21 protein-coding genes and 1 other RNA gene are annotated in these 26743 nt (G+C 52.2%); 9 read left to right on the forward strand and 13 right to left on the reverse strand.

What is annotated here, in order from left to right; genetic code table 11:
• The 12 genes from ACYVI1_RS23190 to ACYVI1_RS23245 all read right to left on the reverse strand — a co-directional run bounded on the left by ACYVI1_RS23190 (position 1) and on the right by ACYVI1_RS23245 (position 15152).
• Positions 1 to 1053: a glycoside hydrolase family 43 protein gene (locus ACYVI1_RS23190; RefSeq protein WP_460913231.1), complete on the reverse strand. Its 1053-nt coding sequence runs from the start codon at positions 1051 to 1053 to the stop codon at positions 1 to 3.
• Positions 1054 to 1106: 53 nt separating this feature from the next.
• A complete protein-coding gene (locus ACYVI1_RS23195; protein WP_460913232.1) occupies positions 1107 to 3050 on the reverse strand; it encodes an alpha/beta hydrolase-fold protein in 1944 nt (647 codons plus the stop codon).
• 62 nt (positions 3051 to 3112) lie between these two features.
• Positions 3113 to 4228 (reverse strand): alpha/beta hydrolase-fold protein, encoded by a 1116-nt coding sequence (locus ACYVI1_RS23200; protein WP_460913233.1) that lies wholly within the window; start codon positions 4226 to 4228, stop codon positions 3113 to 3115.
• Between the two features lie 117 nt (positions 4229 to 4345).
• The gene (locus tag ACYVI1_RS23205; RefSeq protein WP_460913234.1) at positions 4346 to 5425 is read right to left on the reverse strand and encodes an alpha/beta hydrolase; all 1080 of its coding nucleotides are present in this window, start codon (positions 5423 to 5425) and stop codon (positions 4346 to 4348) included.
• A gap of 16 nt (positions 5426 to 5441) precedes the next feature.
• On the reverse strand, positions 5442 to 6602 hold the full coding sequence (locus ACYVI1_RS23210) for an alpha/beta hydrolase (protein ID WP_460913235.1): 1161 nt from the start codon (positions 6600 to 6602) through the stop codon (positions 5442 to 5444).
• Positions 6603 to 6791: 189 nt separating this feature from the next.
• Entirely contained in the window at positions 6792 to 8474 is a 1683-nt protein-coding gene (locus ACYVI1_RS23215) for a glycoside hydrolase family 43 protein (RefSeq protein ID WP_460913236.1), read from the reverse strand.
• 43 nt (positions 8475 to 8517) lie between these two features.
• The gene (locus tag ACYVI1_RS23220) at positions 8518 to 10977 is read right to left on the reverse strand and encodes a glycoside hydrolase family 95 protein (protein WP_460913237.1); all 2460 of its coding nucleotides are present in this window, start codon (positions 10975 to 10977) and stop codon (positions 8518 to 8520) included.
• 542 nt (positions 10978 to 11519) lie between these two features.
• Entirely contained in the window at positions 11520 to 11771 is a 252-nt protein-coding gene (locus tag ACYVI1_RS23225; protein ID WP_460913252.1) for a WG repeat-containing protein, read from the reverse strand.
• Positions 11710 to 11856, reverse strand: a complete 147-nt coding sequence (locus ACYVI1_RS23230; protein WP_460913238.1) for a hypothetical protein — start codon at positions 11854 to 11856, stop codon at positions 11710 to 11712. The genes ACYVI1_RS23225 and ACYVI1_RS23230 overlap by 62 nt, the downstream gene beginning before the upstream one ends.
• 78 nt (positions 11857 to 11934) lie before the next feature.
• Complete coding sequence (locus ACYVI1_RS23235; RefSeq protein ID WP_460913239.1) at positions 11935 to 12282, reverse strand: DUF5615 family PIN-like protein; 348 nt, start codon at positions 12280 to 12282, stop codon at positions 11935 to 11937.
• Positions 12282 to 12611: a DUF433 domain-containing protein gene (locus ACYVI1_RS23240; protein ID WP_460913240.1), complete on the reverse strand. Its 330-nt coding sequence runs from the start codon at positions 12609 to 12611 to the stop codon at positions 12282 to 12284. The genes ACYVI1_RS23235 and ACYVI1_RS23240 overlap by 1 nt, the downstream gene beginning before the upstream one ends.
• Positions 12612 to 12680: 69 nt before the next feature.
• A complete protein-coding gene (locus tag ACYVI1_RS23245; RefSeq protein WP_460913241.1) occupies positions 12681 to 15152 on the reverse strand; it encodes an HRDC domain-containing protein in 2472 nt (823 codons plus the stop codon).
• Positions 15153 to 15339: 187 nt separating this feature from the next.
• Here ACYVI1_RS23245 and ACYVI1_RS23250 point away from each other — a divergent pair, with 187 nt between their 5' ends.
• The 4 genes from ACYVI1_RS23250 (at position 15340) to eutC (ending at position 21536) form a co-directional block, all read left to right on the forward strand.
• Entirely contained in the window at positions 15340 to 17874 is a 2535-nt protein-coding gene (locus ACYVI1_RS23250) for a phosphocholine-specific phospholipase C (protein WP_460913242.1), read from the forward strand.
• Between the two features lie 93 nt (positions 17875 to 17967).
• Positions 17968 to 19290: an ethanolamine permease gene (gene eat, locus ACYVI1_RS23255; RefSeq protein WP_460913243.1), complete on the forward strand. Its 1323-nt coding sequence runs from the start codon at positions 17968 to 17970 to the stop codon at positions 19288 to 19290.
• A gap of 26 nt (positions 19291 to 19316) precedes the next feature.
• The gene (locus ACYVI1_RS23260; RefSeq protein ID WP_460913244.1) at positions 19317 to 20723 is read left to right on the forward strand and encodes an ethanolamine ammonia-lyase subunit EutB; all 1407 of its coding nucleotides are present in this window, start codon (positions 19317 to 19319) and stop codon (positions 20721 to 20723) included.
• 48 nt (positions 20724 to 20771) lie between these two features.
• Positions 20772 to 21536, forward strand: coding sequence for an ethanolamine ammonia-lyase subunit EutC (eutC, locus tag ACYVI1_RS23265; RefSeq protein ID WP_460913245.1), 765 nt, complete (start codon positions 20772 to 20774; stop codon positions 21534 to 21536).
• 85 nt (positions 21537 to 21621) lie between these two features.
• Here eutC and ACYVI1_RS23270 read toward each other — a convergent pair whose 3' ends face one another.
• Complete coding sequence (locus tag ACYVI1_RS23270; RefSeq protein WP_460913246.1) at positions 21622 to 21975, reverse strand: hypothetical protein; 354 nt, start codon at positions 21973 to 21975, stop codon at positions 21622 to 21624.
• Positions 21976 to 22113: 138 nt separating this feature from the next.
• On the opposite strand from ACYVI1_RS23270, the gene ACYVI1_RS23275 reads away from it, so the two are divergent.
• From ACYVI1_RS23275 to ACYVI1_RS23295, 5 genes are all read left to right on the forward strand, one after another.
• A complete protein-coding gene (locus ACYVI1_RS23275) occupies positions 22114 to 22485 on the forward strand; it encodes a winged helix-turn-helix transcriptional regulator (protein WP_460913247.1) in 372 nt (123 codons plus the stop codon).
• A 123-nt stretch (positions 22486 to 22608) separates the two neighbouring features.
• Positions 22609 to 23649: a Smr/MutS family protein gene (locus ACYVI1_RS23280; RefSeq protein WP_460913248.1), complete on the forward strand. Its 1041-nt coding sequence runs from the start codon at positions 22609 to 22611 to the stop codon at positions 23647 to 23649.
• A 106-nt stretch (positions 23650 to 23755) separates the two neighbouring features.
• Positions 23756 to 25051 carry a DUF4403 family protein gene (locus ACYVI1_RS23285; protein ID WP_460913249.1) on the forward strand — a complete coding sequence of 432 codons (1296 nt, stop codon included), beginning with the start codon at positions 23756 to 23758 and terminating at the stop codon, positions 25049 to 25051.
• Between the two features lie 26 nt (positions 25052 to 25077).
• Positions 25078 to 25541, forward strand: an RNA gene (rnpB, locus tag ACYVI1_RS23290) — RNase P RNA component class A.
• A 201-nt stretch (positions 25542 to 25742) separates the two neighbouring features.
• Positions 25743 to 26627: a helix-turn-helix domain-containing protein gene (locus ACYVI1_RS23295; protein WP_460913250.1), complete on the forward strand. Its 885-nt coding sequence runs from the start codon at positions 25743 to 25745 to the stop codon at positions 26625 to 26627.
• Positions 26628 to 26743 lie beyond the last annotated feature (116 nt).

The following is a 26743-nucleotide window of genomic DNA, read 5'->3' on the forward strand; positions in this document are numbered from 1 at the left end:
CTATTTGTAGGCGTCAATCGGTTTAATCGTACCGTCCGGATTGTAGGTTAGTTCGGTTACTTTCACATTCCGAAGGTGCGTTTTTCCGGAAATCTGTATGTCGTGATAGAACAGATACCATTTATTGCCGACCTGCACAATGGAGTGGTGATTTGTCCAGCCCAGAACGGGTTTCAGCACAATGCCTTTGTAGGTAAAGGGGCCGTATGGATTGTCGCCGATGGCGTAGCACAGGTTATGCGTGTCGCCGGTCGAATACGAGAAATAGTATTTTCCCTTGTATTTATGAAGCCAGGCGGCTTCAAAAAAACGTTTATCGCTGTCTTTCTCCAGGAATGGTTTCCCGGTTTCATCCAGAATCTGCACGTCCCGAACCGGCTCGGCGAACGATTTCATATCGGTGCTCAGCCGGGCAATGCGGGGCAGGTAGGCCACCTCGTCTTTCTGTTTCAACGCGCCTTTCGGGTTATACTGGTTGTTGTCCCAACGCTGCAACTGACCGCCCCAGATTCCGCCAAAGTACAGGTAGGCTTTCCCGTCGGTATCCTGAAATACGGTGGGGTCGATGCTGTAGCTGCCCTTTATTGGTGTTGGCTCGGCCTTGAACGGCCCCGTTGGACTTTTGCTGGTTGCTACACCGATGCGGAAAATATCCTGTTTGTCTTTAACCGGGAAGTACAGGTAATACGTCCCGTTTTTAACCGTAGCATCGGGTGCCCATAGCTGCCGCCCCGCCCAGGGAATGTCTTTGAGGTCGAGGGCTACGCCGTTGTCTTTAACGGGACCACCAATTTTATCCATCGACAGGATATGGTAGTCGCGCATGGCAAAATGCCCACCATCGTCATCTTCTTTGACATTCTTCGCATCGATGTCGTGAGAGGGGTAAATGTAAATTTTGCCGTTGAAAACGTGGGCTGATGGGTCAGCCGTGTAAATGTGCGATACCAGCGGCTGCGAAATCGGATTTTTGCCGCCGTTGGTCTGCGCGAATGTGGTCAGAGAGCAACTGGTCAGAGCCGCTAAAGCAAGGGTTTTGTGTAGTTGTTTCATTCGGTTAATGCTGAAATTAAGTACGCTAAAATCTAAATGCATAGGTATTGGATTTACCTGAACAGCACCTGCGAAAACAGGAACAGGTCGTGTCGCCAGACGGGCCACGAATGCCCACCGGCGTATTCGCTATACTGGTATTTGATACCCATGTCATCGAATTTTTTCATCATGACCTGGCAGTTCTGGTACGCGATATCTTCTTTACCGCCCATTGAAATCCACAGTGGTTTCAGGTTGGTATTGATGGCAGCCGCGTTGGTCTTCATGAACGCGTACTGCGGGTCAGTCAGTGTAGGTTTGTTGGCAAACCAGCCCGAACTGAATACGCCCAGCGACGAGAACATATCGTTGTTTTTGATGCCCGCGTACAACGTCTGCAACCCACCCAGCGACAGGCCTGCCAGTGCCCGGTGCTTCGCGTCGGTTTCGACCCGAAAATTGCTTTCCACGAAGGGAATAGCGCCCTGTTTCAGTTCGTTTTCAAACGCCTTCAACACGTTTTCGTTGAAACCGGCCAGTCCACCACCACCGCCCATGTTGCCGTCGAGCATGGCGATAATCATGGGTTTGGCTTTGTTGTCGGCAATCAGGTTGTCCAGAATCATATCCGTTTTACCCTGAGTGGCCCAGCCGCGCTGGTCTTCGCCACCGCCGTGCAGCAGATACAGCACCGGGTATTTTTCGGTCGATTTGTCGTAGCCCGGCGGGGTGTAGACGTACATTTCGCGCCAGGTGTTCGAGGCTTTGGAGAGGTAGCGTTTGATGCGGATGTCGCCGTGGGGAACGTCTTTCATAGCGTAGAAAGCCCCGTCTTTGTCGGGTATTTCGATGCCGCTGGCCATGCGCCCCATGCCGTAAAAGGCTTCACTGGCCGGGTCAGCAATGGCGACGCCGTCGATGAGCAGCGAGTAGTAATGAAAACCCCGGCTGATGGAATCGGTGGTGGCGGTCCAGAAGCCGCTGGTGTCTTTTACCATGTCGTATTTCTTACCCAAATCGACCTGTACCTTCTGGGCGTCAGGGGCTTTCACGCGAAACACCACGCGGTTGTCGGGCAGAATCTGGGGGTATTTGGCGTTACGGGCGTTGGTGGCCGCTGGCGTACCCAGAACGGTATATTTAGACAATGAGGCAACATCGACGGGCTTGAACAGGAACTGCGAGAACATATACAGGCCGTTTTTCCAGACCTTGAAATCGTGGCCGCCCGGCTCCACGTAATAGATGTGCGGCACGTCGTTCTGGTAGAGGTAATCGTGGGTACGTTTGCTGAACGAGATTAGCCCGTCGGCATCCCCGCACGAAATCCACAGCAGTTTCAACTGTTTTCTAGCGGCTTCGGGGTTCGGGACCAGTTCCTGCGGGGCTTTCGTATTCGGGGCCGACGAGAAACCACCCACCCAGGCGAATTTGTCCAGATTGCCCAGCCCGAAATTCAGCGACTGACCGCCCCCCATCGACAGTCCGGCAATGGCGCGGTGTTCGCGGTCGTTCAGGGTTGGGTACTTCTTCTCGACAAACGGAATCAGGTCGTTGAGCAGGTCTTTCTCGAAGGTAGCAAAGGCTTCGACTTTGTCTTTATCGAACACGTTGCCCACGGCCCGGTCGTCTTTCATGGCCCGGCCGTTGGGCATCACCACAATCATCGGTGCCAGTTTGTTCTCAGCGTACAGATTGTCCAGTACCACCTGCGGCTTACCGCCCTTGAGCCATTCTTTCTCATCGCCACCGATGCCGTGCAGTAGATACAGCACCGGGTATTTCGTCTTTTTGGTATAACCCGGCGGGGTATAAATCAGCGCTTTGCGGGACGTACCCACGGTTTTCGACGGATAGGCAACCGAGTCAAGCTTCCCAGTCGCGATGCCTGTCCGTACCTGGTCAAACCCTTTGGGGGCTTCGTTGAGAATGGTCTGCGCCAGGGCCGTTGACCCAGGCAGTAATCCAATGGCAAGGACTACGAACGCAGCCGGGTTGTATAGGTTCTTCTTCATGGTTTCGGGTGAGTTACGTTGTTGGGGGCGTGATAATCGGGTAGTTGTCTTCCCTGTTTGGGCTACTTAAACAGCAAGGGGGCAAGCTCGTGCAGACTCCGGCGCCAGGTCTGAAATTCGTGCCCCGTATTCCCGGAGACATACGAAACCGCGTTGTACCCGGCTGCTTTCAGGTCGGTGGCCGCTTTTTTTACCCCATCGGGTTTTTCCTTACTGCCGCAGCTAATGAAAACAAGCTTCGGTTTGGCCTTGTCTTTCAGTTCGTCCGGGTTATAAAGACCACCGCTGAGCAGACCATAATACCCAAAAACATCGGGCTTACTAAGGGTAATCATTTTGGTTTCCATGCCACCCATCGACAGTCCCGCCATCGCCCGATTGTCGCGGTTGGCGAGGGTGCGGAAATTGGCATCCACGTAGGGAATCAATTCATCGGTTAGCACCGTCTGGAAGGGGTCGATTTTGAACTCTCTTATCTTGCCCCATTTCACTTCGTTGGTCATGCCGTAGGTCATCACGATGATGAACGGCTTGATTTTGCCACCAGCAATCAGGTTATCCATAATCAGATTGGCGTGTCCCTGATTACTCCAGGCCGTTTCGTCCTCGCCCCAGCCGTGTTGCAGGTACAGTACCGGATACTTTGTCGATTTGTCTTTCTCGTAGCCCGGTGGCGTGTACACAAAAGCCCGACGCGATGTTCCGGTGCTTCTGGAGGGGAACAGCACTTGTTGCACGTTGCCGTGCGGAACGTCTTTCAGAGCATAGAAATCCTGGTCGTGGGCTGGTATTTCAATGCCGCTCTCCCAGCGGACAGAGCCGTAGTAATTCAGGGCACCGGGGTCGTTGAATTTCCCGCCGTCAATCGTTACGTTGTAGTAATGAAAGCCTTCGTCCATCGGGCCTTCCGTGGTGCCGGTCCAGAAGCCATCGGCGCCTTTAGTAAGTCTGGTGCCACCTCGCCCGCCCAGCCCCAGGCTCACCTTCACACTGTCGGCTTTGGGGGCGTTGATACGGAATCGGGCGTAGCCCTGCGAGTTTACCTGCGGGTATTCCTGCCCCGGCTGATTCAATGCGGATGGCTTGAAATTTTCCGTTACCGCCGATGTTGTCTGCGAGTAACTGCTTATGCTAATCAAGGTGGCTACCACGAATGCAGCGATGAGTTTAGTCGTCATTTGTTTACTGGTTTAGGTTAGGAAAATCGAATGTTTGTGTGTTGTGTAGAGACGCAATACGTTGCGTCTGTTGCTGACGCATGAGGAGACGCAACGTATTGCGTCTCTACACCGATTTCATTTAAACAGTTGCGGCAGGGTGTTGGCCAGATACAGTTTGCAGTTCATCCAGGTATGGCCACCCGGCACGATGAGCGGTTTAACGTTGATTTTCTTCTCGGTAAACAGGGCGATGTTCTGCTTCACAGGCTCATACAGAAAGTCGTCGGTGCCAACGCTGACGGTGAACAGTTTCAACTGCTTATTCATCTGCTCCGCGTTGGGCGACCAATCCGTGAAATTCTTCTTGAACTCGTCGGTGGCGGTGTAGGGCGCGTATGAACACACGTAAGCGAAGGTATCCGGGTTGGTCAGGCCGATATTGAGTGTCTGTCCACCACCCACCGAAAAACCCGCTACGGCCCGGCCTTTGCCCTCTTTGATAACCGGGTAATTGGCCTCCACGAACGGCACAATGTCATTCACCATGTCTTTCGTAAAATCGGGCATGGGAGCCGGGCGGACATTGCCGTAGGGCATCACAATGAGCATGGGTTTGGCTTTGCCCTGTGCAATCAGGTTGTCGGCAATCAGGTTAGCGCGGCCTACTTTGGTCCAGGTCTCTTCGGTGTCGGAGCCGCCGTGAATCAAATACAGCACCGGGTATTTCGTCTTGCCGTTGGGGTTGAAGCCCGGTGGCGTGTACACCAGCAAGGGCCGGGTAGTCCCCAACGTGCCGGATTTGTAATACCGATAGCTGACTTTGCCGTGGGGTACGTTCTGGAGCGAATGCACCAGCGGCTGGTCGCCGGGAACATCGACGATGCTGCGTTTAAAGCGTTCGTTGGCGAAAATGTAGGTGTTGTTCGGGTCGGCAATCTGGACGCTATCGACCGAAAAACTATACGGGTAGATGTCGGGCTTCACCGGGGGCACCGTCACGCTCCAGATGCCCGACGTGTCTTTGCTCAGGGCTACCGGCGCTTTCAGAAACTCGCCCGACAGCATGACCTTTTTCGCATTTCGGGAAAAATACCGGAAGGTGATGCTATGGTCTTTGTGCACCTCCGGCGAATTAATGACCGGCGGTCGCTGTTGGGCCATACCCGTCAGCGACAGACAAAGCAGGGTTAGCAATAAGGATAGGATTCGTGTCATAATCTTCATGGCTGGCTTACTGGAAAAGGAGTTGGGCCGTATCGTTCACGTATCGCTTAACATTCATCCAGGTGTGGCCCCCATCGGTAATCAGGCTTTTGTAATTCACGTTTTTGGCTTTCAGATAGTCCATAAATTCGGTGGTGCCTTTATACAGAAAATCCTCGCTTCCCACGCTGACCCACAGCAATTTAAGTTGTTTGTTGGTTTGTTCGGGCTTGCTGACGATTGACGAATAGTTGCCATCCATCTCCTGGGGCGACAGGTACGAACTATAGGCGCAAACCCAGGCAAACTTGTCCATGTGGCTGAATGCCGTCCGCAGCGTTTGCCCGCCCCCGCGCGAAAATCCACCGATGGCCCGGTTCTCCCGGTTGGCAACAGTCCGGTAGTTTTTCTCGACGTAGGGAATCACGTTGCTGACCAAATCCGTCGTGAAATCGTTGGCCCGCTTCACCGCATCGGCCCCGTCGCGGACGGTTGGGTCGCCGGGCTTTGGGGTACCGGTTTGCTCGGCTACCCGTGCGGCAATGTTGCCATACGGCATGACGATAATCATCGGCCTGGCCTTGCCTTCGGCGATGAGATTATCCAGAATCAGGTTGGTTTTGCCGACTTTGAAGAAGGTTTCTTCGGTATCGGTCGTGCCACTGATGAGGTAGTAAACGGGGTATTTCTTTGACGGCGACTGGTCATACCCCGGTGGCGTATAGACGACTACCGAGCCGGTTGTATTCGACATCGACGGGTAGTATTCGTAGGTAATGGTGCCGTGGGGTACGTCCCTCATGGCATGAATCAGGGGCGTATCACCGGGCACATCGACTAAGCTGGCTTTAAACCGCTCGTTGGGGAAGAAGGCCACGTTGGCGGGGTCCATGACCGTGACGCCATCCACCCGAAAGCTGTAGGGGTAGATGTCGGGCTTGACGGGACCGACTGTTACGCTCCAGATACCCTGCTCATCTCTGGTCATGGCGACGGGGGCTTTTTCAAACTGCGCGCTCAGTTCCACTAGTTTGGCCTGCGGAGCCAGATACCGGAACGTCACCGTTTTGTCGGCGTTCACCTGGGGCGATATCACCAGTGGGCCGCGTGGCGGCTGGGCCATTGCCCCGCAGTACAGGCAGAATAGGACCCAGACGAGCCATAATCGACGGGTAAATTGTTGGTTCATAAGTAGGTAAGGTTTAGGGAATGGGTAATAAAATCGTATTCGTAGGTAAAGCAAAATCAATGTTTACTTCTCAGGACTTTGGCAAAATACCCCCCGTCCCCCTGAAGGGGGTGAGGACCTGAATACCTCCGGCAGTTTTGGCCGAGTCCTCACCCCCTTCAGGGGGACGGGGGGTATTTTGCCAAAGTCCTATTTCTTATACATCGGGTCGTCGCCTTTGTAAGTCAGGTACTGGAAAGACGCGGTATTTGTAGTCGGTTCGCCCGACGACGTGGCGTACATGCCGTACAGACAACCGATGAAGCCACCCGCTTCTTTCGTGCTCAGGAATTTGGCATCGACCTTGTCTTTCAGGAGTTTCCAGTTTTTAGCATCCTCCGAGAACGAGAAACTGTAGGTGTCACCCATCGAAGCAATCCGCAGGCCCACCTTACCCGCCTTCGTCGTTAACGGCACCTCGGTCAGCAGTTCCATTGATTTATCTTTGGAATTGCTCTTGAAAAGTTGCAGCACGTCATTGCCCTGTGCTGTTGATTTGCACAGGTAGTAGAAATGGCTCTCGTCCTGAAAAATGACCAGTCCGGCTTTTTCCCTGTCCGATTTTGGCGCGAAACTCAGTTCGGTTTCGGCGGTGCTGTACAGATGCTGCTGTCGCTTCCCGATGAACGAAGGATTGCCCATGTCCATGACGGTTTCGGGCTTTACTTTCAGGGTCAATCCCTGCTTTTTTGAGAGTGAAAACGAACTGCTGTCCACGGTACGCATGAACAAAAACGAGGGGTCAAGCGCCTTGTCGAAGCGTAGCGTGTACGCAAAATTGCCCGACTGCGGCAGGGCGTCTTTCTGCTTGACTTCCTTGTACGAAACGGGGTACGTGTATGGAATCACTTTGTGGTCGGGGTCGACAATCGGCCATTCATCTTTCCAGGTCACGGGCGCAATAAAGGTTTCGCGGCCGGTATTGTAGTAATCGCCTTCGTAAGGACGCACGGCCAGAAAAATGGCGTACCATTTCCCGTCAGGGCCTTCCACAAACTGGGCGTGACCGGCTGATGTAATCGGGTCTTTGCGGTCGGCGGGTAATCCGCGCTGGGTCAGAATCGGGTTATTCTCATAAGGCACGAATGGCCCCCAAACTGATTTCGACCGGAAAACAACTTCGGTATGGTTGACCGATGTTCCGCCCTCGGCTGCATAGAGGTAGTACCAATCCTTCACTTTCATAATGTGCGGAGCTTCAATCCAGACGGGCTTTTTGGACAGGTCGACCCCGCCGTTTACTAATTGTTTTTCCTCACCGACCACTTTCAGATTCTTGTAATCCAACTCATAAATGCGAATGGTCCGGTGGCCCGAATACAAGGGTTTCCGGTCGGGCGCGTCGCTGTTGTAAATGATGTACGCCTTGTCCGTCGCTTCGTCGAAGTAGAGCGACGGGTCAATGCCGCGTACCTGGGGGATTCTGACCGGATTGCTCCAGGGCCCGGCGGGGTTTTTGGCTGTCGCGATGAAGTTTCCGTCGTGGTCGATGTCCGTGCAGGTGACGTAGAAAAGGCCTTTATAATAGTGGATGGCGGGCGCAAAGAGTCCACGGGTCAGACGCTCGCCCATAAAGTCCATCTGCGAGGGGCGGTCGATGACATTGCCGATTTGTTTCCAGTTCTTCAAATCCTTGCTGTGCAGGACCGGGATACCAGGGAAATAAGAGAACGTTGAGTTGACCAGATAGTAATCCGTTCCGACCCGCGCAATGCTCGGATCAGGGTAAAAACCCGTCAGGATCGGGTTGACCAGCGTGGTTTGAGCAGTGAGAAAATGGCTCCAAACAAAGCAAAGTGTCGTAAAAACAGCTAAAATAAAGTTCTTCATCATACGCGTAATAAGCTGAAATAAGCTCTTTAAAAGAAAGGTTGAGTTATTGAGCCACCAGCGCATACACCTTGCCAGGCTGAGTGGCTATGTCATAAAGCACCGTTTCTTTCAGCACGGGTGTCGTCCGGTTGGCTTTCGTGGATATAATCGGAGTCGGCGTAGGTTCGGTCATGTAAAATGGATTGGTATTCGGGCCAGATGCCTGCTTCAGGGCTACGCCTTTACTGGCTTTCAGGGCATTGGGCGACCGCAGCCGGAGGTTCCCGCCGAGGTTCGACTTAATGTCGACCTTCGTCAGTTTTCCGTCTTTCCACTGCATATTCACAAGCTCGAACCCACCAATGGCCCGCAGACCGGTGATGCTGCCCGTTGGCCAGACATCGGGCAGGGCGGGCAATAAGTGAACCGCTCCATCGGCGCTTTGCATGAGCATTTCAGTAATGCCGGAGGTGCAGCCAAAGTTACCGTCAATCTGAAACGGCGGGTGGGCATCGAACAGGTTGTTGTACGTGCCACCGCCCTCTTTCGTGACGCCCAGGGGAGTCAGTTGATTCTGAATCAACGTGTACGCATGGTTCCCATCCTGTAATCTGGCCCACCAGTTTACCTTCCAGCCCATGCTCCAGCCGGTCGATACATCACCCCGATGCACGAGGGTTGTTTTGGCGGCATTGTACAGTTCAGGGGTGCGGAAAGCGGATATCTGACTGGACGGAAAAAGTCCGTACAGATGCGAGATATGGCGATGTTTGTCGTTCGGGTCGTCGATATCTTCCAGCCATTCCTGCAACTGACCGTACTGGCCAATGTGCATGGGGGATAGTTTGCTCCGCATTTGCTTTAGGGTATCGACAAAAGCGGCATCTTTTTTCAGGAGTTCGGCGGCCCGAATCGTCGTGGTGAATACGTCGAAGGCAATCTGATTATCCATCGTCGTCCCGGCATCGAGTGACGAGCCGCCGTGGGCTTTCGGGGCATTTTCGGGCGATGTGCCAGGGTTCACAACCAGCCAATGATACTTGGGGTGTTCGACTAAGTAATCGGCATAAAACAGGGCAGCTCCCTTCAGAATGGGGTACGCCGAACTCAGAAATTTTTTGTCGCCACTATACAAATAATGCTCCCACAGGTGTTGGCTGGTCCAGCCGCCACCGGCCACCCACATGCCCCACAACGCCCCATCGACGGCACCCGTTGCCCGCCAGATGTCGGTATTGTGGTGGGCCATCCAGCCCCGTGCGCCATACATGACCCGCGCCGTTTCCTGCCCGGTTTCCGACATCTCTTTCACCATCCGCAAAAACGGCTCGTGCAGTTCGGCGAGGTTTGTTTTTTCGGCGGGCCAGTAGTTCATCTGGGCGTTGATGTTGATGGTGTACTTGCTGTCCCAGGGTGGCCGCATTTTGTTGTTCCAGATACCCTGTAAGTTGGCTGGCTGCCCCCCAGGTTGAGATGATGAGATTAGCAGGTAGCGGCCATATTGATAATAGAGCGTAACCAGTTGCGGGTCGTTGGCCGTGCGGAAGTTTTTTAGTCGTTCGTCGGTGGGCAGATTGGCGGCCCCGGTAGCACCCAAATCGAGCCTGACCCGGTTGAAATAGTTTTGATAAGCAGTCACGTGCGAAGCCAGCATAGCGGCATACGATTTGGGATAGGCTTTTGTCAGGTACGCAGCGGCCCGTGCGTTCTCGTCTCCGTTGAGGTCATTGTAGTTATTAAAATTAGTGGCAATCGCTACGTAAATAATGGCTGTATTGGCTCCTTTTACGATTAACGTCGTGTCGCTGGATGCCTGCGTACCACCCTCAGTTTTGATGCGGGTAATGCTTTTGAACTTCACCATGCCTTTTACACCTTCGTGGTCCGACGTAGTACCGGCAAGCGTAAGTTCGTTGGCTGGTGTCGTTTTACCTTCTGATGAGGTATGCTGCGTAGAAAAGGAAGCGGAAAACGACAGCTTGCCAGGTTTACTGGCCGTTAATTGAATGATGACTACATTATCGGGAAATGAGGTTAGCATTTCCCGCGTGTACGTTACGTCGCCGACGGTGTACGAGGTTTTGGCTACGGCCCGTTCAATGTCCAGTTCCCGGTAATAATTGGTGAAATTATCATGTCCGTCGAAGGTCAGGTGCAGGCTGCCAACCGGCTGAAATAGCTGCCCATGCGACTTTTTGGTGATTATCGACTTGTTGGCCAGTTGCTCCGCTTCTTTCTGTTTTCCTTCGAAAATCAGCCGCCGTACCTCAGGCAAAGCAGCCAGAGCGTCCGGGTTATCGTTGCGGTTCGGGCTACCCGACCAGACGGTATGTTCGTTAAGCTGAATCGTTTCCTTTCCTACGTTTCCATAGACCATTGCGCCCAGCCTGCCATTCCCAATGGGCAGGGCATTCTCCCAAGTTTGACCGGAAGGTTTGTCATACCAAAGTTTTAACGCGGACTTGCTTTGCGAAAAACCCACCGTTGTTAAGGTTATGAAAAAGAAGCACAGGAATTGTCTCATTGAAAATGATCTAAAAATATTCTTTACGTAATCCACTGATTTATAGCGGAAGGCAGCGAGTTACAACTGAGTCCTGTTCATCCGTTTTTAAGTCCACAGCCTTAAAATACTAACTGACCAGTCCAACCCATCCATATTCCTAAAAAGCCGCCCGGATGCCCGGACGCTACCTATGAGGTAGTCGGAATCCTGTAAAATGGCCTCGGCCACGATGAATGACCGGGCTGGTTACATGGAATAGTTACAGTGTATATTAAGGGTTTGGCTCTGGTTGTACTTTTTATTAGTGTAAAAATGACACTAATTTATTAAGCGTCAAATCGACACAAAAAATCTTTTTAAAATAATTGAGTAATTAGTCTCTTAAGAGCGTGTTGGGAAATTACATTTGGGTCTTTGGCTTGATACGCTGTAATATAAGCTGGATGGTGGCCAAAAGTAGCCAGCCTACCGAACCGGGCCGCCGGAGGGGTAATGTCCTTGTAATTTGGCGACCACAAAGGTGAGACGACTACCAGCTTTTTCAATTCCCCAACACGCTCTTAGACTCTTGCTAAACCTTCTGGAAAATTATCTGCTCCTATGTATTTACAAGGAACTGTTTCTTTTCCTGATTTATCAATGAACCCTGAAAAGCCTTTTCGTATATTTGATAGTCCTTCTTTAAACAACTCCACACTATCATACACACAATCAACCAGAATATTTTTATCCTTATCACAGAAGCCCCACTTATTCCCCTTCCGATAGGGAATCAGAAACGGCTCTTCGGGTTTGGTAATCAGTTTGTTTATCCGTCAGGGCCAGTTGGTTGGAGACGCGGGCTAAGGCAGGCGATTGGGCGGTTTTAATGAGGGCGGTGGTGGGAGTGTCAGGCATGATTAGCTAACAGCCTCTATCTTGTGATATTTTGGAGAGATTATTCATAGTCAAAGATGATGTATTCGTTATAACTGTTTACAAAGCTGGCCGTTGTACCCGTAACAGTTGTCCCACTAACGTTGAACCTGCCTGAGTTAGACAGACGACGTGGATTCGTTCGGCTAAAGCAGTAAAGTTGGGATCGACCGTACAGATCCAAATACCCGCATGAGTCGGTTGCTGGTTGTGAAGTTTAATAAAATCCTTCTTATTTAACGTCAACAGGCAGCAATTCAACGATGTAGCCAGAGCCAGCACCTGATCATCAGGAACAGCTTGCCCGGCTAAATTCAATTGTAAAATTGTTTGTACGGTATGGCCGTATAGACGTAGCTGCTCAACAACCGGAAAAGGTATGTTTTCATCGGCAAGAAGTTGAGCCATTATTCCTCGTTTTCGGCAATAGTACGTGTTATCTCGTCAGGGTGGCTTCTGGCGTAGGACCACGCATTGGCTAAGTCTTCAGCCCGCAGGGATGGATAAGCCCGCAATTGATCAGCCTCCGTACTGCCTAATTGGCGCGCCTGTTGCAAAACCCAAACCGGAATACGTGTGCGAACAATACAGGCTACCCCACCCTGTACATCTGGCTGACGCTCAATGCCTGGAAACGTATCGCCTAAATCCTGCACAAGCCATTGGAGCAACTGGGCTTTCTCGGCGCGAGTCAGGCGGTTTAAGAGAGCTTCTGACTCTTCTATGGCTGTATTCATCTTGGAAAAATAATTGTTGAATGAGGCAATCATTCATACCTCAAAGATACCAAAACTTCTTACACCTGCTCACTCGTCTCCAACCTCGCCAGTTTCTGCCCGGATGGCGTTGTTCACAAACCGAATTTCGCTGTAGGTCACACCGTTACCGACGCCCTGCATGATTTCGGTGAATGTCGCCGATGCGTTGGTTTCGAGGTAGGAGCGGATGAGGGTTATCCGGTTAGGTGGTAGAACGGCATCGACGGCCAACTCGCCCTTGCCGATGCACTGTGCCAGGTGGCCTTCGATGGTCGAAACGGCGAACCCGCGTTCGGTAGCAATTTCGGTAATGGTTTTACCCGCCTGGAAAAGGGCCAGCGTTAGGGCAGGAGAGGGCGTTTTGGCTTCTTTTGGCTTTTTCTCTTTCAGCTCATTCGTTTTGACTTCCCGGCCCGATGGTTTTGGCCGTTCAACAAATTCCCTGATGAGGGCGAGTAGTTCAGTACCAATCTGCCTGACTTTGGTTTTGCCGAATCCTTTGATAGTCAGCAACTCATCCATCGTGGTTGGGCGAGTGCGGGCCAGCTCGGCGATGGTTTTCTGGGGCAGAATCATGTAGCCGGAGGTGTCGTGTTCGCCCGCAATGTCGTTGCGCCACTTCATTAAGGCACTATATAAACCTCCGCGTGCTGTCGGGCCATCATCGGTTGTGGGCGTTTGACGTTCGAGCTTTTTGCGTTCGGGCTGGAAGTCGAGTTCGGCGCGGTTTCGGGCCTGCATATACGCCAACGCCCCGAAACCTTCCCGGCAACTCTCGAACGAGCGGAGTTTGCTGAATAACTCTTTTTCGAGTTCGTCTAAGGCTTCCAGCAGCAACTCGCGCACCTGCTTGTTGTCGCAATCGGTGGGGCAGCGGTGCAACAGGGGCAGTAACTCATCGCTGAGCAGGGTCTGGAAATAGGCTGCCGCTTTACGGATTCGTTCCTGCAACGGTTCGTTTTCTTCGGGTAACTGGTCGCTGGCGAAATAGGCAGGCAACTGCTGCTGAAAACGACTGCTTATGTCGCGGGCCTTATCGCGTAGAAGGTCACTGAGTTGCGTAATAATAGGGCTACTTTCAGCGTCTAAACTACCGGCATGTTCGTTCACGGTCCGGCGGCATCGGTACAGTAGTGAACTGGCTCGTTCAAACGAAACTAACTCGCGCAGGAGGTTTTGCTGGTTGGTTCGTTTCGAATCGTGCAGGTGCTGTTGGGTAGGCGTTTGCTGCTGCACGTCGGTGTGAAAATCCTCCAGCGTCTGCTCGGTCTTGATGCTGTGCGACGGGATGGGCGCCCGCAATACCAGGCCGTCGAGGGTTTTGCAGCGGCTCAGGGCCACATACACCTGCCCATGCGCGAAAGCCGCCGATGCGTCGATAATTGCCTTCTCGAACGTTAGGCCCTGACTTTTATGAATCGTGATGGCCCAGGCGAGTTTAAGCGGAAATTGCCGGAACGTGCCAATGGGTTCGGCTTTGATTTCTTTTGTGGCCGCATCGAGCGTGTACCGAATGTTGGTCCAGTCGGCGGGATAGACCTCAAGTTCGTCCCCGTCGGACTGGCTTCTGACGTAAATGACATCGTCGTCGATGGCGGTTATTTGCCCGATTTTGCCGTTGTAGTACAGTTTTTCGCGGGCGATGTCATTTTTGATAAACATCACCTGCGCGCCAACTTTCAGGTCGAGACTAAGTTCGGTTGGGTAGATGTTGGTTGGGAAATCGCCTTCTAAAGTGGCCTCAAACGTGTGCAGGGGTGTTTTCAGGCTTTTGAGTTTGTCGCTGTTGATTTGCTGGGCCGTTGTGTTGTGCGTCGAAAGGGTAATGTAGCCTTCTTCATCGCGGGGGGCGAAATTGGGAATATGGCGTTGGTTGAGGTCGGCCAACTGGTCACGGGTAACGGTTTTTTCGCGGATGCTGTTGAGCAGATCAATAAATCGCTGGTCGGTTTGGCGGTAAATGTGCGTCAGTTCGATGGACACATACGGCGTTTGACGCAGCGCTTTACTGCCGAAAAAATAGCCCGTTTCGTAGTGCGGTTTCAGCAGCGTCCAGTCCTCCTCCCGAATCACCGGCGGCAACTGCTGCATATCGCCAATGAGCAGCAACTGCACCCCACCAAACGGCTGTCCGTTGTTGCGATACCGGCGCAGTACCTCATCAATGCCATCGAGAACGTCGGCCCGAACCATGCTGATTTCGTCAATCACCAGCAGGTCGAGGGTGCGGAGGAGATTGATTTTCTCGCGGTTAAATTTCCGGCCTTCGCGCCCGGTCGACCCCGGCACCAACGGCCCGAATGGAAGCTGAAACAGCGAATGAATGGTGACACCCCCCGCATTGATGGCTGCTACCCCCGTAGGCGCCACCACCGCGAGCCGCTTGGCGCTCAGTTGTTTAACCTGATGCAGAAAGGTCGTTTTGCCCGTGCCCGCTTTCCCCGTCAGGAAGATATTCCGGTTGGTGTGCAGAACAAAATTGTGGGCAAGGTCAAGTTTTTCGTTTACGGGCGCGGCCATGAGAGTCTACAGCAATGAATCGGCAAAGGTAGGTATTCTGTAAGAATGGTTTTGCTTTCAGGCAAGAGCGGAATGGCGTGACGAAACGATTTGATAATCTGAGCGATAACGTTTTTAGGTTTGTACCGGCTATTTTTGGTCTCCAAAGTTCGTAGACCTCATCGGGTAAAATCAGCAACGAAACGCTATGGATTCAAGACGGGATTTTCTTAAAAAAGCGGCTCTGCTTTCTACGGGCCTGTCGGGTATTGTGCCCGAGTCGATTCAGAAAGCCTTTGCCATTGACCCACAGCCCGGCACCACCTATTTAGATGCCGAACACGTGGTGATTCTGATGCAGGAAAATCGCTCGTTCGACCATACATATGGCACGCTTCAGGGCGTTCGGGGGTTCAACGACCCCAGAGCAGTTACCCTGCCGAACAAAAATAAAGTGTGGCTTCAGACCAACGCAGCCGGTGAAACCTACGCTCCGTTTCGGCTGAACATGCACGACACGAAAGCAACCTGGATGAGTTCGCTGCCCCACTCGTGGGAGAATCAGGTGGATGCCCGCAACGGTGGGAAATTCGATAAGTGGTTGGATACCAAGCCATCAGGCCATAAAGAATACGCCCACATGCCGCTAACGCTGGGCTACTATAACCGCGACGATATTCCCTTCTATTACGCCCTGGCGGATGCCTTCACCGTTTGCGACCAGAATTTCTGCTCATCCCTGACGGGCACCACGCCCAACCGGCTTTACTTCTGGACGGGCACCATCCGCGACCCGCACGACCCGCAGGCGATGGCCAATGTTCGCAATGAAAATGTGGATTTCGGCTCGGAAGTAAGCTGGTCCACCTTTCCCGAACGGCTCGAAGAACAGGGAATCGCCTGGAAGATTTACCAGAACGAAGTCACCTTACCGACGGGCTTAACGGGCGAGGAAGATAGCTGGTTAGCGAATTTCGGGGATAACCCCATCGAATGGTTTTCGCAGTACCACGCCCGGTTTCATCCAACCTATTATCCGTATATTCAGCAGCAGGAAAAAGCCATTCCTGAGCGAATTCAGGCACTGGAAACCAAACTCAAAAGTTTAGCCGAAACCGACAAGGACTATTTGGCAACTAAAAGAGCTATCGAACGGCAGCAGGCGTTTCTGGCGATTGTTAAAGCCGATTTGGTCAACTACTCGCCCGATAAATTCAGGCAACTGTCGGAGCGGGAGAAGAATCTTTGTCAGAAAGCCTTCACCACCAATGCAAACGACCCGCATTACCGCGAACTAACGGCCCTGACGTATCAGGACGGAACGACCCAACGCACGGTGAACGTGCCGAAAGGCGACGTGCTGCACCAGTTTCGGGACGATGTGAAAAACCGGAAACTGCCAACCGTATCGTGGCTGGTCGCGCCCGAAAACTACTCCGACCATCCCTCCTCGGCCTGGTACGGGGCCTGGTATATTTCGGAGGTGATGGATATTCTGACGCAGAACCCGGAGGTCTGGAAAAAGACGATTTTCATTCTGGCTTACGACGAAAACGACGGCTATTTCGACCACGTTCCGCCCTTTGTTCCGGCCCACCCCGACCACCCCGAAACCGGCCTATCCAGCAAAAGCATCGACACCCGCCTGGAGTTTGTGACGCAGGAACAGGAAAACAAACGCCCGAATAACCGACGTGGAGATGAAGGCCGGACGGGGCCAATTGGATTGGGCTATCGGGTGCCGTTGGTGATTGCATCGCCCTGGAGTCGGGGCGGTTACGTTTGCTCGGAAGTGTTTGACCACACCTCGACGCTGCAATTTCTGGAGAACTTTCTGAGTCATAAGAAAGGCAGAAAACTTGAAGAGCCGAACATCAGCGACTGGCGACGAACCATTTGTGGGGATTTGTCGTCGGCCTTCCGGCCTTATCACGATGAAGCCATCAAACTCCCGGCTTTTGTCAAAAAGGAACCCTTTATGGAAGGCATTCATAAAGCACAGTTTAAAGCCGTTCCAACGAACTTTAAACGGCTCACCGACGACGAAGTCCGGCTGTGTAACGCAAACCCGGCAACGTCGCCTTACCTGCCTCGTCAGGAGGAGGGTGTGCGGCCATCCTGCGCGCTGCCGTATGAGCTATACGTCGATGGAGGCCGGGTTGATAACCGCTTTGGCCTGACGCTGGCGGCCAAAAATGAGGTGTTTGGCAAACGGGCGCTTGGCGCTCCGTTTCAGGTTTGTCAACTCCTGGATAAGGACGCCCGTTTCCGGTCGTACACTGTTTCCGCTGGCGACACGCTAACCGATTTCTGGCCGGTCGATGGCCCGTTTCATCTGTGCGTTCAGGGGCCAAATGGCTTTTTTCGGGAGTTTAAAGGTAACGTCGCCAACCCACCCCTTGAAATCATTTGTGCTTACGAGCAGGATGCAAAAAAGCAGTTTACCGGGAACGTGCTGGTGAAACTGAAAAATACCGACCCGGCACATAGCCTCTCCGTTCAGCTTTCAGATAATGCGTATCAGTCAAAAAATCAATTGATTATGCTCGAAAAGGTGGGCGAAAAAGGAGCGCAACGGTCAGTCGTGCTGAATCTGAAAAACAGCCACAACTGGTATGATTTCAGCGTGAATGTTTCGGGCTTTGCCGATTTTGAACAACGTTACGCCGGTCGGGTTGAGACGGGCAAAGCGGGTTTCAGCGACCCGTTGATGGGAAAGGTCGGCACGTTGGCCAGTCGGTAAAGGATAAATGCGTAAGTTGTCGGGGCAAGTTGTGGTGTCGGGTTTGAGAACCCGACACCACAACTTGCCCCGACAACTTACTGACTACATCACATGCCCAATGAATCCCCGGTCCTTAAAAAAGCGTTGACGCCCGTTCATTTGTGGGCGATTGGGGTGGGGCTGGTTATATCGGGTGAGTATTTCGGCTGGAATTACGGCTGGGCAGTGGCCGGAACAGTGGGCCTGCTGATTGCCACACTGCTGATTACGCTGCTCTATTTCACGTTCATTTTCAGCTTCACCGAACTCACCACGGCCATTCCGAACGCGGGCGGACCGTTTGCCTATGCGCTTCAGGCCTTTGGTCCGTGGGGAGCGTTGGTGGCGGGTTATGCCACCCTCATCGAGTTTCTGTTTGCGACACCCGCTATTGCGCTGGCGCTCGGCAGTTACGTTCACTTCCTGTATCCGGCGGTTCCGGTGGTGTGGTGCTCGGTAGGTTCGTTTATCGTGTTCACGGCCATTAACCTGCTGGGTATCAAAGAAGCAGCCTGGTTTTCGCTGATCATGACCATCATTGCCATCGGCGAACTGCTGCTGTTCATCGGCGTCGTGTATCCGCATACCAGCCTCGACACGTTTCTGCACAACCCGATGCCGTTTGGCTGGTCGGGCGTGTTTGCGGCCCTGCCGTTTGCCATCTGGCTGTTTGTTTGCCTCGAAGGTATTGCCATGGTGGCCGAAGAAGTACAGGATACAAAAAATGCCATTGCCAAAGGCTACATCTCGGCGGTGCTGACGCTGGCGTTTCTGGCCCTGACGGTTATGATTAGCGTGGGCGGCATCACGAACTGGGAAAACCTCGACCACCTCGACTATCCCATGCCCGAAGCCATCGCCATTGTGCTCGGACGCCAGAACCCACTCACCAAATTCTTCACCAGTGTGGGATTATTTGGCTTGATTGCGTCGTTTCACGGCATTATCATCAGTTATTCCCGGCAGATCTTCGCCCTGGCCCGCGCGGGTTATTTGCCGCACGGCCTATCGACTGTGAGCAAAGAGCGACAGGTGCCATTCTGGGCATTGCTGGTGGGCGCTATCTTTGGTATTTTGGCTTTATTGCTCCTGAACACCAGTAACTTAGTCATTCTGTCGACTATCGGCGCGGTGGTCGTGTACATTATCAGTATGCTGTCGTTGTTTCGGCTTCGGCAAACGCAGCCTAACCTGCCACGTTCGTTCAGAGCGCCATTCTACCCGTTTTTTCCGGCCATTGCACTGCTGCTGGCAGTGGTAACACTGGGGGCCATGTTGTATTTTTATAGCTGGCTGAGTCTCTTGTTTTTCGGTGGACTGGTTTTGATTGCGGGATTGTTCTATATATCAGGTCGTTACCGGAAAGAAACCTATGAGGTTTCAAAAACCTCATAGGTTTACGAGCTATAAACGTTCAAAAAATGCCTTATCCATTCACCATTGGCAACTTTACGTATCGCTTTGGGGACTTGAAAGAACTGCTGGCGAAGGCAAGCCCGCTGCGGTCGGGGGATGGGCTGGCGGGTCTGTTGGCCGAGAGTTACGAAGAGCGCGTAGCTGCCCAAATGGCACTGGCCGATGTGCCGTTGTCCCAATTTCTGAACGAAGCCGTTATTCCATACGAAACCGACGACGTTACCCGCTTAATCATTGATGCCCACGACAGAAACGCCTTTGCGCCCATCAGCCATTTTACCGTTGGCGACCTGCGCGACTGGTTGCTGGGTGATGAAGCCAATACCAGTACGCTGCAACAACTTGCCCCCGGACTAACGCCCGAAATGGTATCGGCCGTCTCGAAGCTGATGCGAAATCAGGATTTAATTCTGGTGGCGAAAAAGTGCGAAGTCGTGACTCGATTCAGGAATACGATGGGCTTGCCGGGGCGGTTGTCGGTTCGGCTGCAGCCCAACCACCCGACGGACGATGCGAAAGGGATAGCGGCCAGCATCATTGATGGCTTGCTTTATGGCAGTGGCGATGCGATGATTGGCATTAATCCGGCAACAGACAGCCCGGCAACAACCTCGCGGCTGCTCTACATGCTGGATGGCGTTCGCGAGCGATTTTCGATACCCACGCAAAGCTGCGTATTGAGCCATATTACCACCACGCTTGACTTGATGAACCAGCAGGTGCCGGTCGATTTGGTGTTTCAATCCATTGCCGGGACCCAACAGGCAAATGCCAGTTTTGGTGTTAGCCTGTCGCTGTTGCAGGAAGCCTGCGAAGCGGGTCTGTCGCTCAAGCGCGGCACATTGGGCAATAACCTCATGTATTTCGAGACGGGCCAGGGCAGTGCCTTGTCGTCTGGGGCGCATCACCATGTCGACCAGCAAACCTGCGAGGTGCGGGCCTACGCCGTTGCCCGGCAGTTCAACCCGTTTCTGGTCAATTCGGTGGTTGGGTTCATCGGGCCGGAGTATCTGTTTGATGGCAAGCAGATACTCCGGGCCGGGCTGGAAGACCATTTTTGTGGGAAACTGATGGGCCTGCCCATGGGTATGGACATTTGCTACACCAATCACGCCCAGGCCGACCAGGACGATATGGACACGCTGTTAACGCTATTGGGTGTGGCAGGCGTTACCTTTATCATGGGCGTTCCCGGTGCCGACGACATCATGCTGAATTACCAGTCCACTTCGTTCCACGACGCGCTCTATTTGCGCCGGGTGCTTGGGTTGCGCCCCGCCCCGGAGTTCGAGGAGTGGCTGCTTCGGCAGGGAATAATGGACAGCCAGGGCAATCGACTGCCGAATGGACTCCAGAAACAACTCTATGCGGCCCTGGTGGGAGCAAGGGGCAGGAAGCATGGAGCAGGGTAAAGTGCCCCACGCCCCACGCCCCTTGCCCCTTGCTCTCTGCCTTTACCCATGAACGAACCGAAAAAAACAAGTATAGAACCCGATGAGTGGGAGGCTTTGAAAGCCTACACCAACGCCCGGATTGCGCTGGGTAAAACCGGCATTTCTATTCCACTCCGGGAATCGTTGCGGGTCAAACTGGCCCATGCTCACGCGAAAGATGCCGTTTATTCTCAATTAAACATCGCTGATCTACAGGCAGATTTGGCTGGTACCGGCTTGCCGGTTTATCACGTTCACAGCCGGGCCGAAAACCGCGATATATACCTTCAGCGACCAGATTTGGGCCGCCTGTTGAATGACCAGTCCATTGAGCAGTTGCGGCAACTCAATAGCTCGCCCGCTGATATTAGCCTCATCATCGCCGATGGACTTTCGGCAACGGCCATTCATAAAAATGCCCCGCCGGTGGTGACTGCATTCGTTGAAAAAGTAAGGCAGGCGGGTTATTCGCTGGCCCCGATTTTGCTGGTCGAACAGGGGCGGGTGGCTATTACCGATGCCATCGGCGAATTATTGCGCCCCCGGCTGGCCATCATCCTGATTGGTGAGCGACCAGGCCTGAGCGCTCCTGACAGCATGGGTGCTTACATTACCTACGCGCCCAAACCCGGCCTCACCGACGAGCGCCGAAACTGCATCTCCAATATCCGCGAACAGGGATTATCGCCCATCCTGGCAGCAGACAAACTCATGCACCTGATTCACTCGGCTTTCCGCCTGCAACTAACGGGGGTGGCCCTGAAAGATACCGATGGCCTGCTCGATTCCTGAGAAATCAGTTGCGATTTGTAACCGTCACTTTCCCCGACCCATCAGATGAATGGATCGGGGAAAATGGGCGACTTCATACTATCGCTCAGGCAACAAATCGCTCCCGGATAATCCTGCCATCCTGCCAGTCCTGAATGGCCACCTCCGTAACATTGACTGTCCCCGAAGTCGTCGAATCGAAGTCAATGTGCCAGATTAGAAAACTGCGATCACCAACGATAACGGTTCCTTTGTGCGAGAAATCCCGAACGGTTGTAATCGAATGAAGCAGGCTTAGGCCCTGCTGGTAGTTTTGGGCTAACCCAAGGACAGTAACGCCATCCAAATCCGTTTTTTCAAGGTTTGGGTGGTAAAATTTGTCGAAGGCGTCCATTGGTTTGCCTTGTGCAACCAGGTCAACTAACTCCGTGAGAGATTGGGCAATGGTTTGTTCAGACATGATTGACACGAATTAATTCCTACCGTTTTTGTGTTTAAGTTCCGGTTGATTTCACTGAACTTTCGGCCACAAAGGTCCATCGGGAATGGCGTGGGGGCAAGACGTGATAAAATCGTTAGTGACTCACAAAAAAGTAATATGCGTAAACGAACGTCTACCAACTACCGAAACGAACAGCAATTAATTGGCAACTGCCCTATTCTGAGCACGTTCTATTTTCTGGGTGGCCGCTGGAAAGTGGCCATCCTGTGGAATCTGGCCAAAGGACCGGTACGGTTTGGTGAATTTCAAACAACGCTGCGGGGCGTGTCGGAGAAGATGCTGGCTCAGCAGTTGAAAGAACTGGAACGCGATGGATTCGTTCACAAAACCATTTTTGCCGAAGTGCCTCTCCGCACCGAATATACCCTGACCAATCTGGGACAGTCGTTAATGCCGGTATTGCATCAGATTTATGCCTGGGGCAGCGACCATAAGATGCCTCAACGATTTCGGGTCGTTGAGGAGTAAAGACGGAGGATGGGTTAAATCCGTTATACCTTTGGTAGTCGATAGTCGTCAGTCAACAGTCGCCAGTGATTGGCACCTATGGCGGCAGACCATCAACTACCAAGTATCGACTAACTGACTACTATGAATATCGGCGATAAAGTCCGGCTGCTGCGGGCAAAAGAACAGGGGGTTGTGTCGCGGTTTTTGCCCGACGGCATGATTGAAATTGAAATTGAAGATGGCTTCCGCATTCCGGTTATGCGCTCGGAATTAGTGCCAGTTTCGCCATTGGAAGCCGAGCGATTGCTCAAAACCAGTGCTTATTCCCCACAAAAAACGGTAGCTCCACCCACCCCGGCTATTCTGGCCAATCAGGGTATTTATCTGGCCTTTGTGCCCGTGAACGACCGCGAATACACGCTGCACCTGATTAACAATACCGACTGGGAATTTCCGTATCTGCTGGGCGAAGAGTCGGCAGCCGCCGGGGGAGGAGTACAGTTTCGGGGAGTACATAGCGGCTTGCTGAAGGCCAAATCGCAGCAAAAGATGAACGACCTCTATGCCCACGCTCAATTTGAGGACTGGCCAACGTTTGTGGTGCAGGGCTTGTGGTTTCGAGCCGGGAAGTCGTCGCTGCGGCAACCGTTGATGAAGCGGTTCAAAGCGCGGGCGACCACGCTCTTCAAGCAAAAAACAACAATCCCTGTGCTGAATCAGCCCGGTTTTTTGACCCAGCTAGATGCTGAGATTGTTGAGCAGGTGCAACAAGTGCCGAACAGCAATCGCGCTCAGTCTTCAGGGTCTGTAAAGTCGCCAACCTCCATCAGCCTTGATGAATTGAAAGCTGAAATGCTTAAGCCCAAGTCTGAACCAATTGGTGTTTCAGTTGAGCGTCCGTCATCAGTTGTCGATTTGCATATCGAGGAATTGTTGCCCAACGGCGTCGCCAAACGCGGCCCGGCTGATTTGCTGAAACTTCAACTCGACACGTTCGATAGAGCGTTGGAAAACGCCATTGCCAGCAGCATGAGCGACATCACCTTTATTCACGGTGTTGGCAGCGGTGCCCTCCGAACAGAATTGCACAAACGCTTAGGTCAGCATCCCAACGTTAAATTCTTTGAAGACGCTCAGAAACAGAAATTTGGCTATGGTGCCACGAAGGTCACGATTAAGTAGGTTAGGTTGGGCATCTCTGTGTCTCAGCTTTTTTGTTTTATCTTGCCAGCCGTCCGGCAGCCGCCTGGAAACGAAAGCTCCCAAAGAAGCCTATAAAATCACCGAAATGGAAGTTCGCAACGAACGCTTTCTGTCAACTGTTCACGTGCCTGTATCCATTGCCCTGAGCGATGTTGAGCGGCAGCTAAACGCGCAGGTAAACGGCCTGATTTATGAAGATAACAGCCTGACCGACAACAGCAATGACCAGTTTATGGCGAAAGTCTGGAAACGCGGCACTATTCTCGTTACGGCTGAGGACAGCCTGTTTCGTTTCGTGGTCCCACTGAAAATATGGGCTAAAGCGGGCGTGTCGGTGCTGGGTTTCACCCAATATAAAGAAACAGAGTTCGAGATTGATCTGCGCTTCAAAAGCAAATTCGATCTCGACCGCGATTGGGCCGTCAACACCCAAACCCAGGCCGACGGATATGGATGGGTACGTCGGCCAACGGTGAGTGTTGTGGGGCTGGATATTCCGATAACAAACATCGTCGGGCGGTTGATTGATAAGAATTTAGGGAGCATTACGAAGACTATCGACCAGCAAATACGCCGGAACGTTGACCTCCGAACCCCCGTGCTGAAGGCCTGGAACAGCCTCCGCGAACCGTATTTAATTTCCGAAAAATACCGAACCTATCTACAGGCCGTTCCAAAGCGCGTGCTCATAACGCCCCTGCGCTTTGAGGGCCGGCTTATCCGTGCCACCATCGGCATTGAGGGCTATACGCTGACAACCACCGGCGCTAAACCCGATGTTCGCCCGGCGGTGTCTCTGCCCGATCTGACGGTGGTATCGAAGGTCAGAGACGATTTTCAGATTGGCTTGTTGAGCGAAGCCACCTATCCTGAAGCTGCCAGATTAGTAGCCGACGAGTTTGTTGGTAAATCGTTCTCGTTCAGCGATAACCAGTATACCATCACCATTACAAGCATGGATATGTATGGCCAGAACGAAAGTCTGATTATTAAGGCCGGACTAAAAGGCACCATCAACGGCGACATTTACCTCCGTGGCCGCCCGTACTATGACGCCAACGACCAGACTATTTCGCTGAAAGACCTTCAGTATGATTTGGATACCAAAAATGTGCTGGCTCAGTCGGCAAGCTGGTTATTGAAAGGAACCTTCGCCCGAACGCTCGAAAAACAACTGACGATTCCGGTCGGCTCCCAAATCGCCGACATGCAGAAACTGCTGCAAACGCAGCTTAAAAACAACCAGATCGCCAAAGGTATCGTCCTCAATGGCCACATCGACGAAATCAAACCTGATCAGGTCTATCTAACGCCTACCGCGCTGCTTGCCGTTGTGAACGCCCGGGGCCGCATTGACATAAAAGTGGAGGGGTTGCAGTGATTTTCGTACCTTTATCCTGCCTGAGCGATACGAGTCGGCTTATCGCGTCCTGCCATTGGCGGGATGAGGAAAGTCCGGGCAGCACAGAGCACCCTACTTCCTAACGGGAAGGCGAATGGCTGGGAACGGCCATTCGACAGCCAGTGTCACAGAAAACAGACCGCCCGTTTTCAATGAGTGAATTGTGAATGAGTGAATAGCTGGCGCATTTTTATTCACAATTCACTCATTCGCTCATTGAAAACGGGTAAGGGTGAAAAGGTGGGGTAAGAGCCTACCGCCCGCCGGGCGACCGTCGGGGCAGGATAAACCTTAGGGGCTGAAAGACCAAATAAGCGTTGGACGTGGGGCGGCTCGTTCCCGTTCCGGTTCGCCGGATGCTGACGCGGGTAGGTCGAACGAGGTGGCCGGTGACGACCATCCCAGATAAATGATAAGCCATTCGGTGCAAACCGGAGGACAGAACCCGGCTTATAGACTCGTATTGCAAAGGTTTTTATTCAGCCTGCCCATGACCTGTTAGGAATAAACTACCGGATGTGTTCTACCGATGATTGTACTTAAGCCCAGCCCCAATTGCACAAAACCTTTTGTGCCTGCTGTTTTTTCTGTACTATCCTGCTTCAATAATACCCCATAAATTTGAATGAAAGATTTACGGATTAGTTGTGTTTAGGCTTGAACAACCAGTATGATAAATTATTACAAAAACGCCTGCACTCGACCAGAAACCTTCAAACAGCTTTTTTGTAAGGAGCTTCTGTTTGTTTATTACGATTGCCCATTGGGTAGCAATCGTCAGGATAGCTGGTCGCAGCTTAACTATATTCTCTATGTGGTTACGGGTAAAAAAGCCTTCTATGCCCATCCTAAATCCTGGCTGATTACGGCAGGTTCGGCAGTGTTTGTAAAAAAAGGTGCTTGTATTCTCGAAAAAATTCATGGCGACGACCTTTGCCTGATGGCATTTTTCATCCCCGACAACTACATTCAATCGTTCCTTATCGAAACTAAAACATTAATTTCACCAGCAAATAATGACCTGCCTGAACAAAGTGATTTATTGATACCGCTCGATGTGAATGAGATGATGTTGGCCTATTATGATTCGGTGCGGCCTTATTTTTCTGCCGAACTAAAACCACCCGAAGCCTTGCTCGAATTGAAGTTTAAAGAGCTACTCTTCAACATTATCACCAATCCTAATAATGCAACATTGCGAAATTATCTTAAGACTTTACTGTTACCGCAAGCCAATAGCATCCCGCCCATTGTAGAGGCAAACTTTTGCTACAACCTTAGCTTAGAAGACTATGCCAGTCTTTGCAACCGAAGTATTTCATCGTTTAAGCGTGATTTTCAGAACCTATATAAAATGCCGCCTGGACGGTGGTTACTTCAAAAAAGATTGGGATTTGCCAAACAGTTGCTGCTACATGCAAATAAAACCATTGCTGATGTAGCTTTTGAAAGTGGCTTTGAGGACAGCTCGCATTTTAGCCACGTTTTCAAAAAACAGTTTACTATTTCTCCGCTCAAATATCGACAGCATAGCCTGGCTTCTGAAAGTATTTAGAGACTGTCTAAAAATAGCATTTTGATAAAAATAAGGAGCCGGTAAGTTTGTAGGAACAAAGAACCACCAATGTATCCTACTGATCTGACCGACTCCCAATGGCAAGTTATTCAAGA

Source organism: Spirosoma areae (assembly GCF_054781775.1).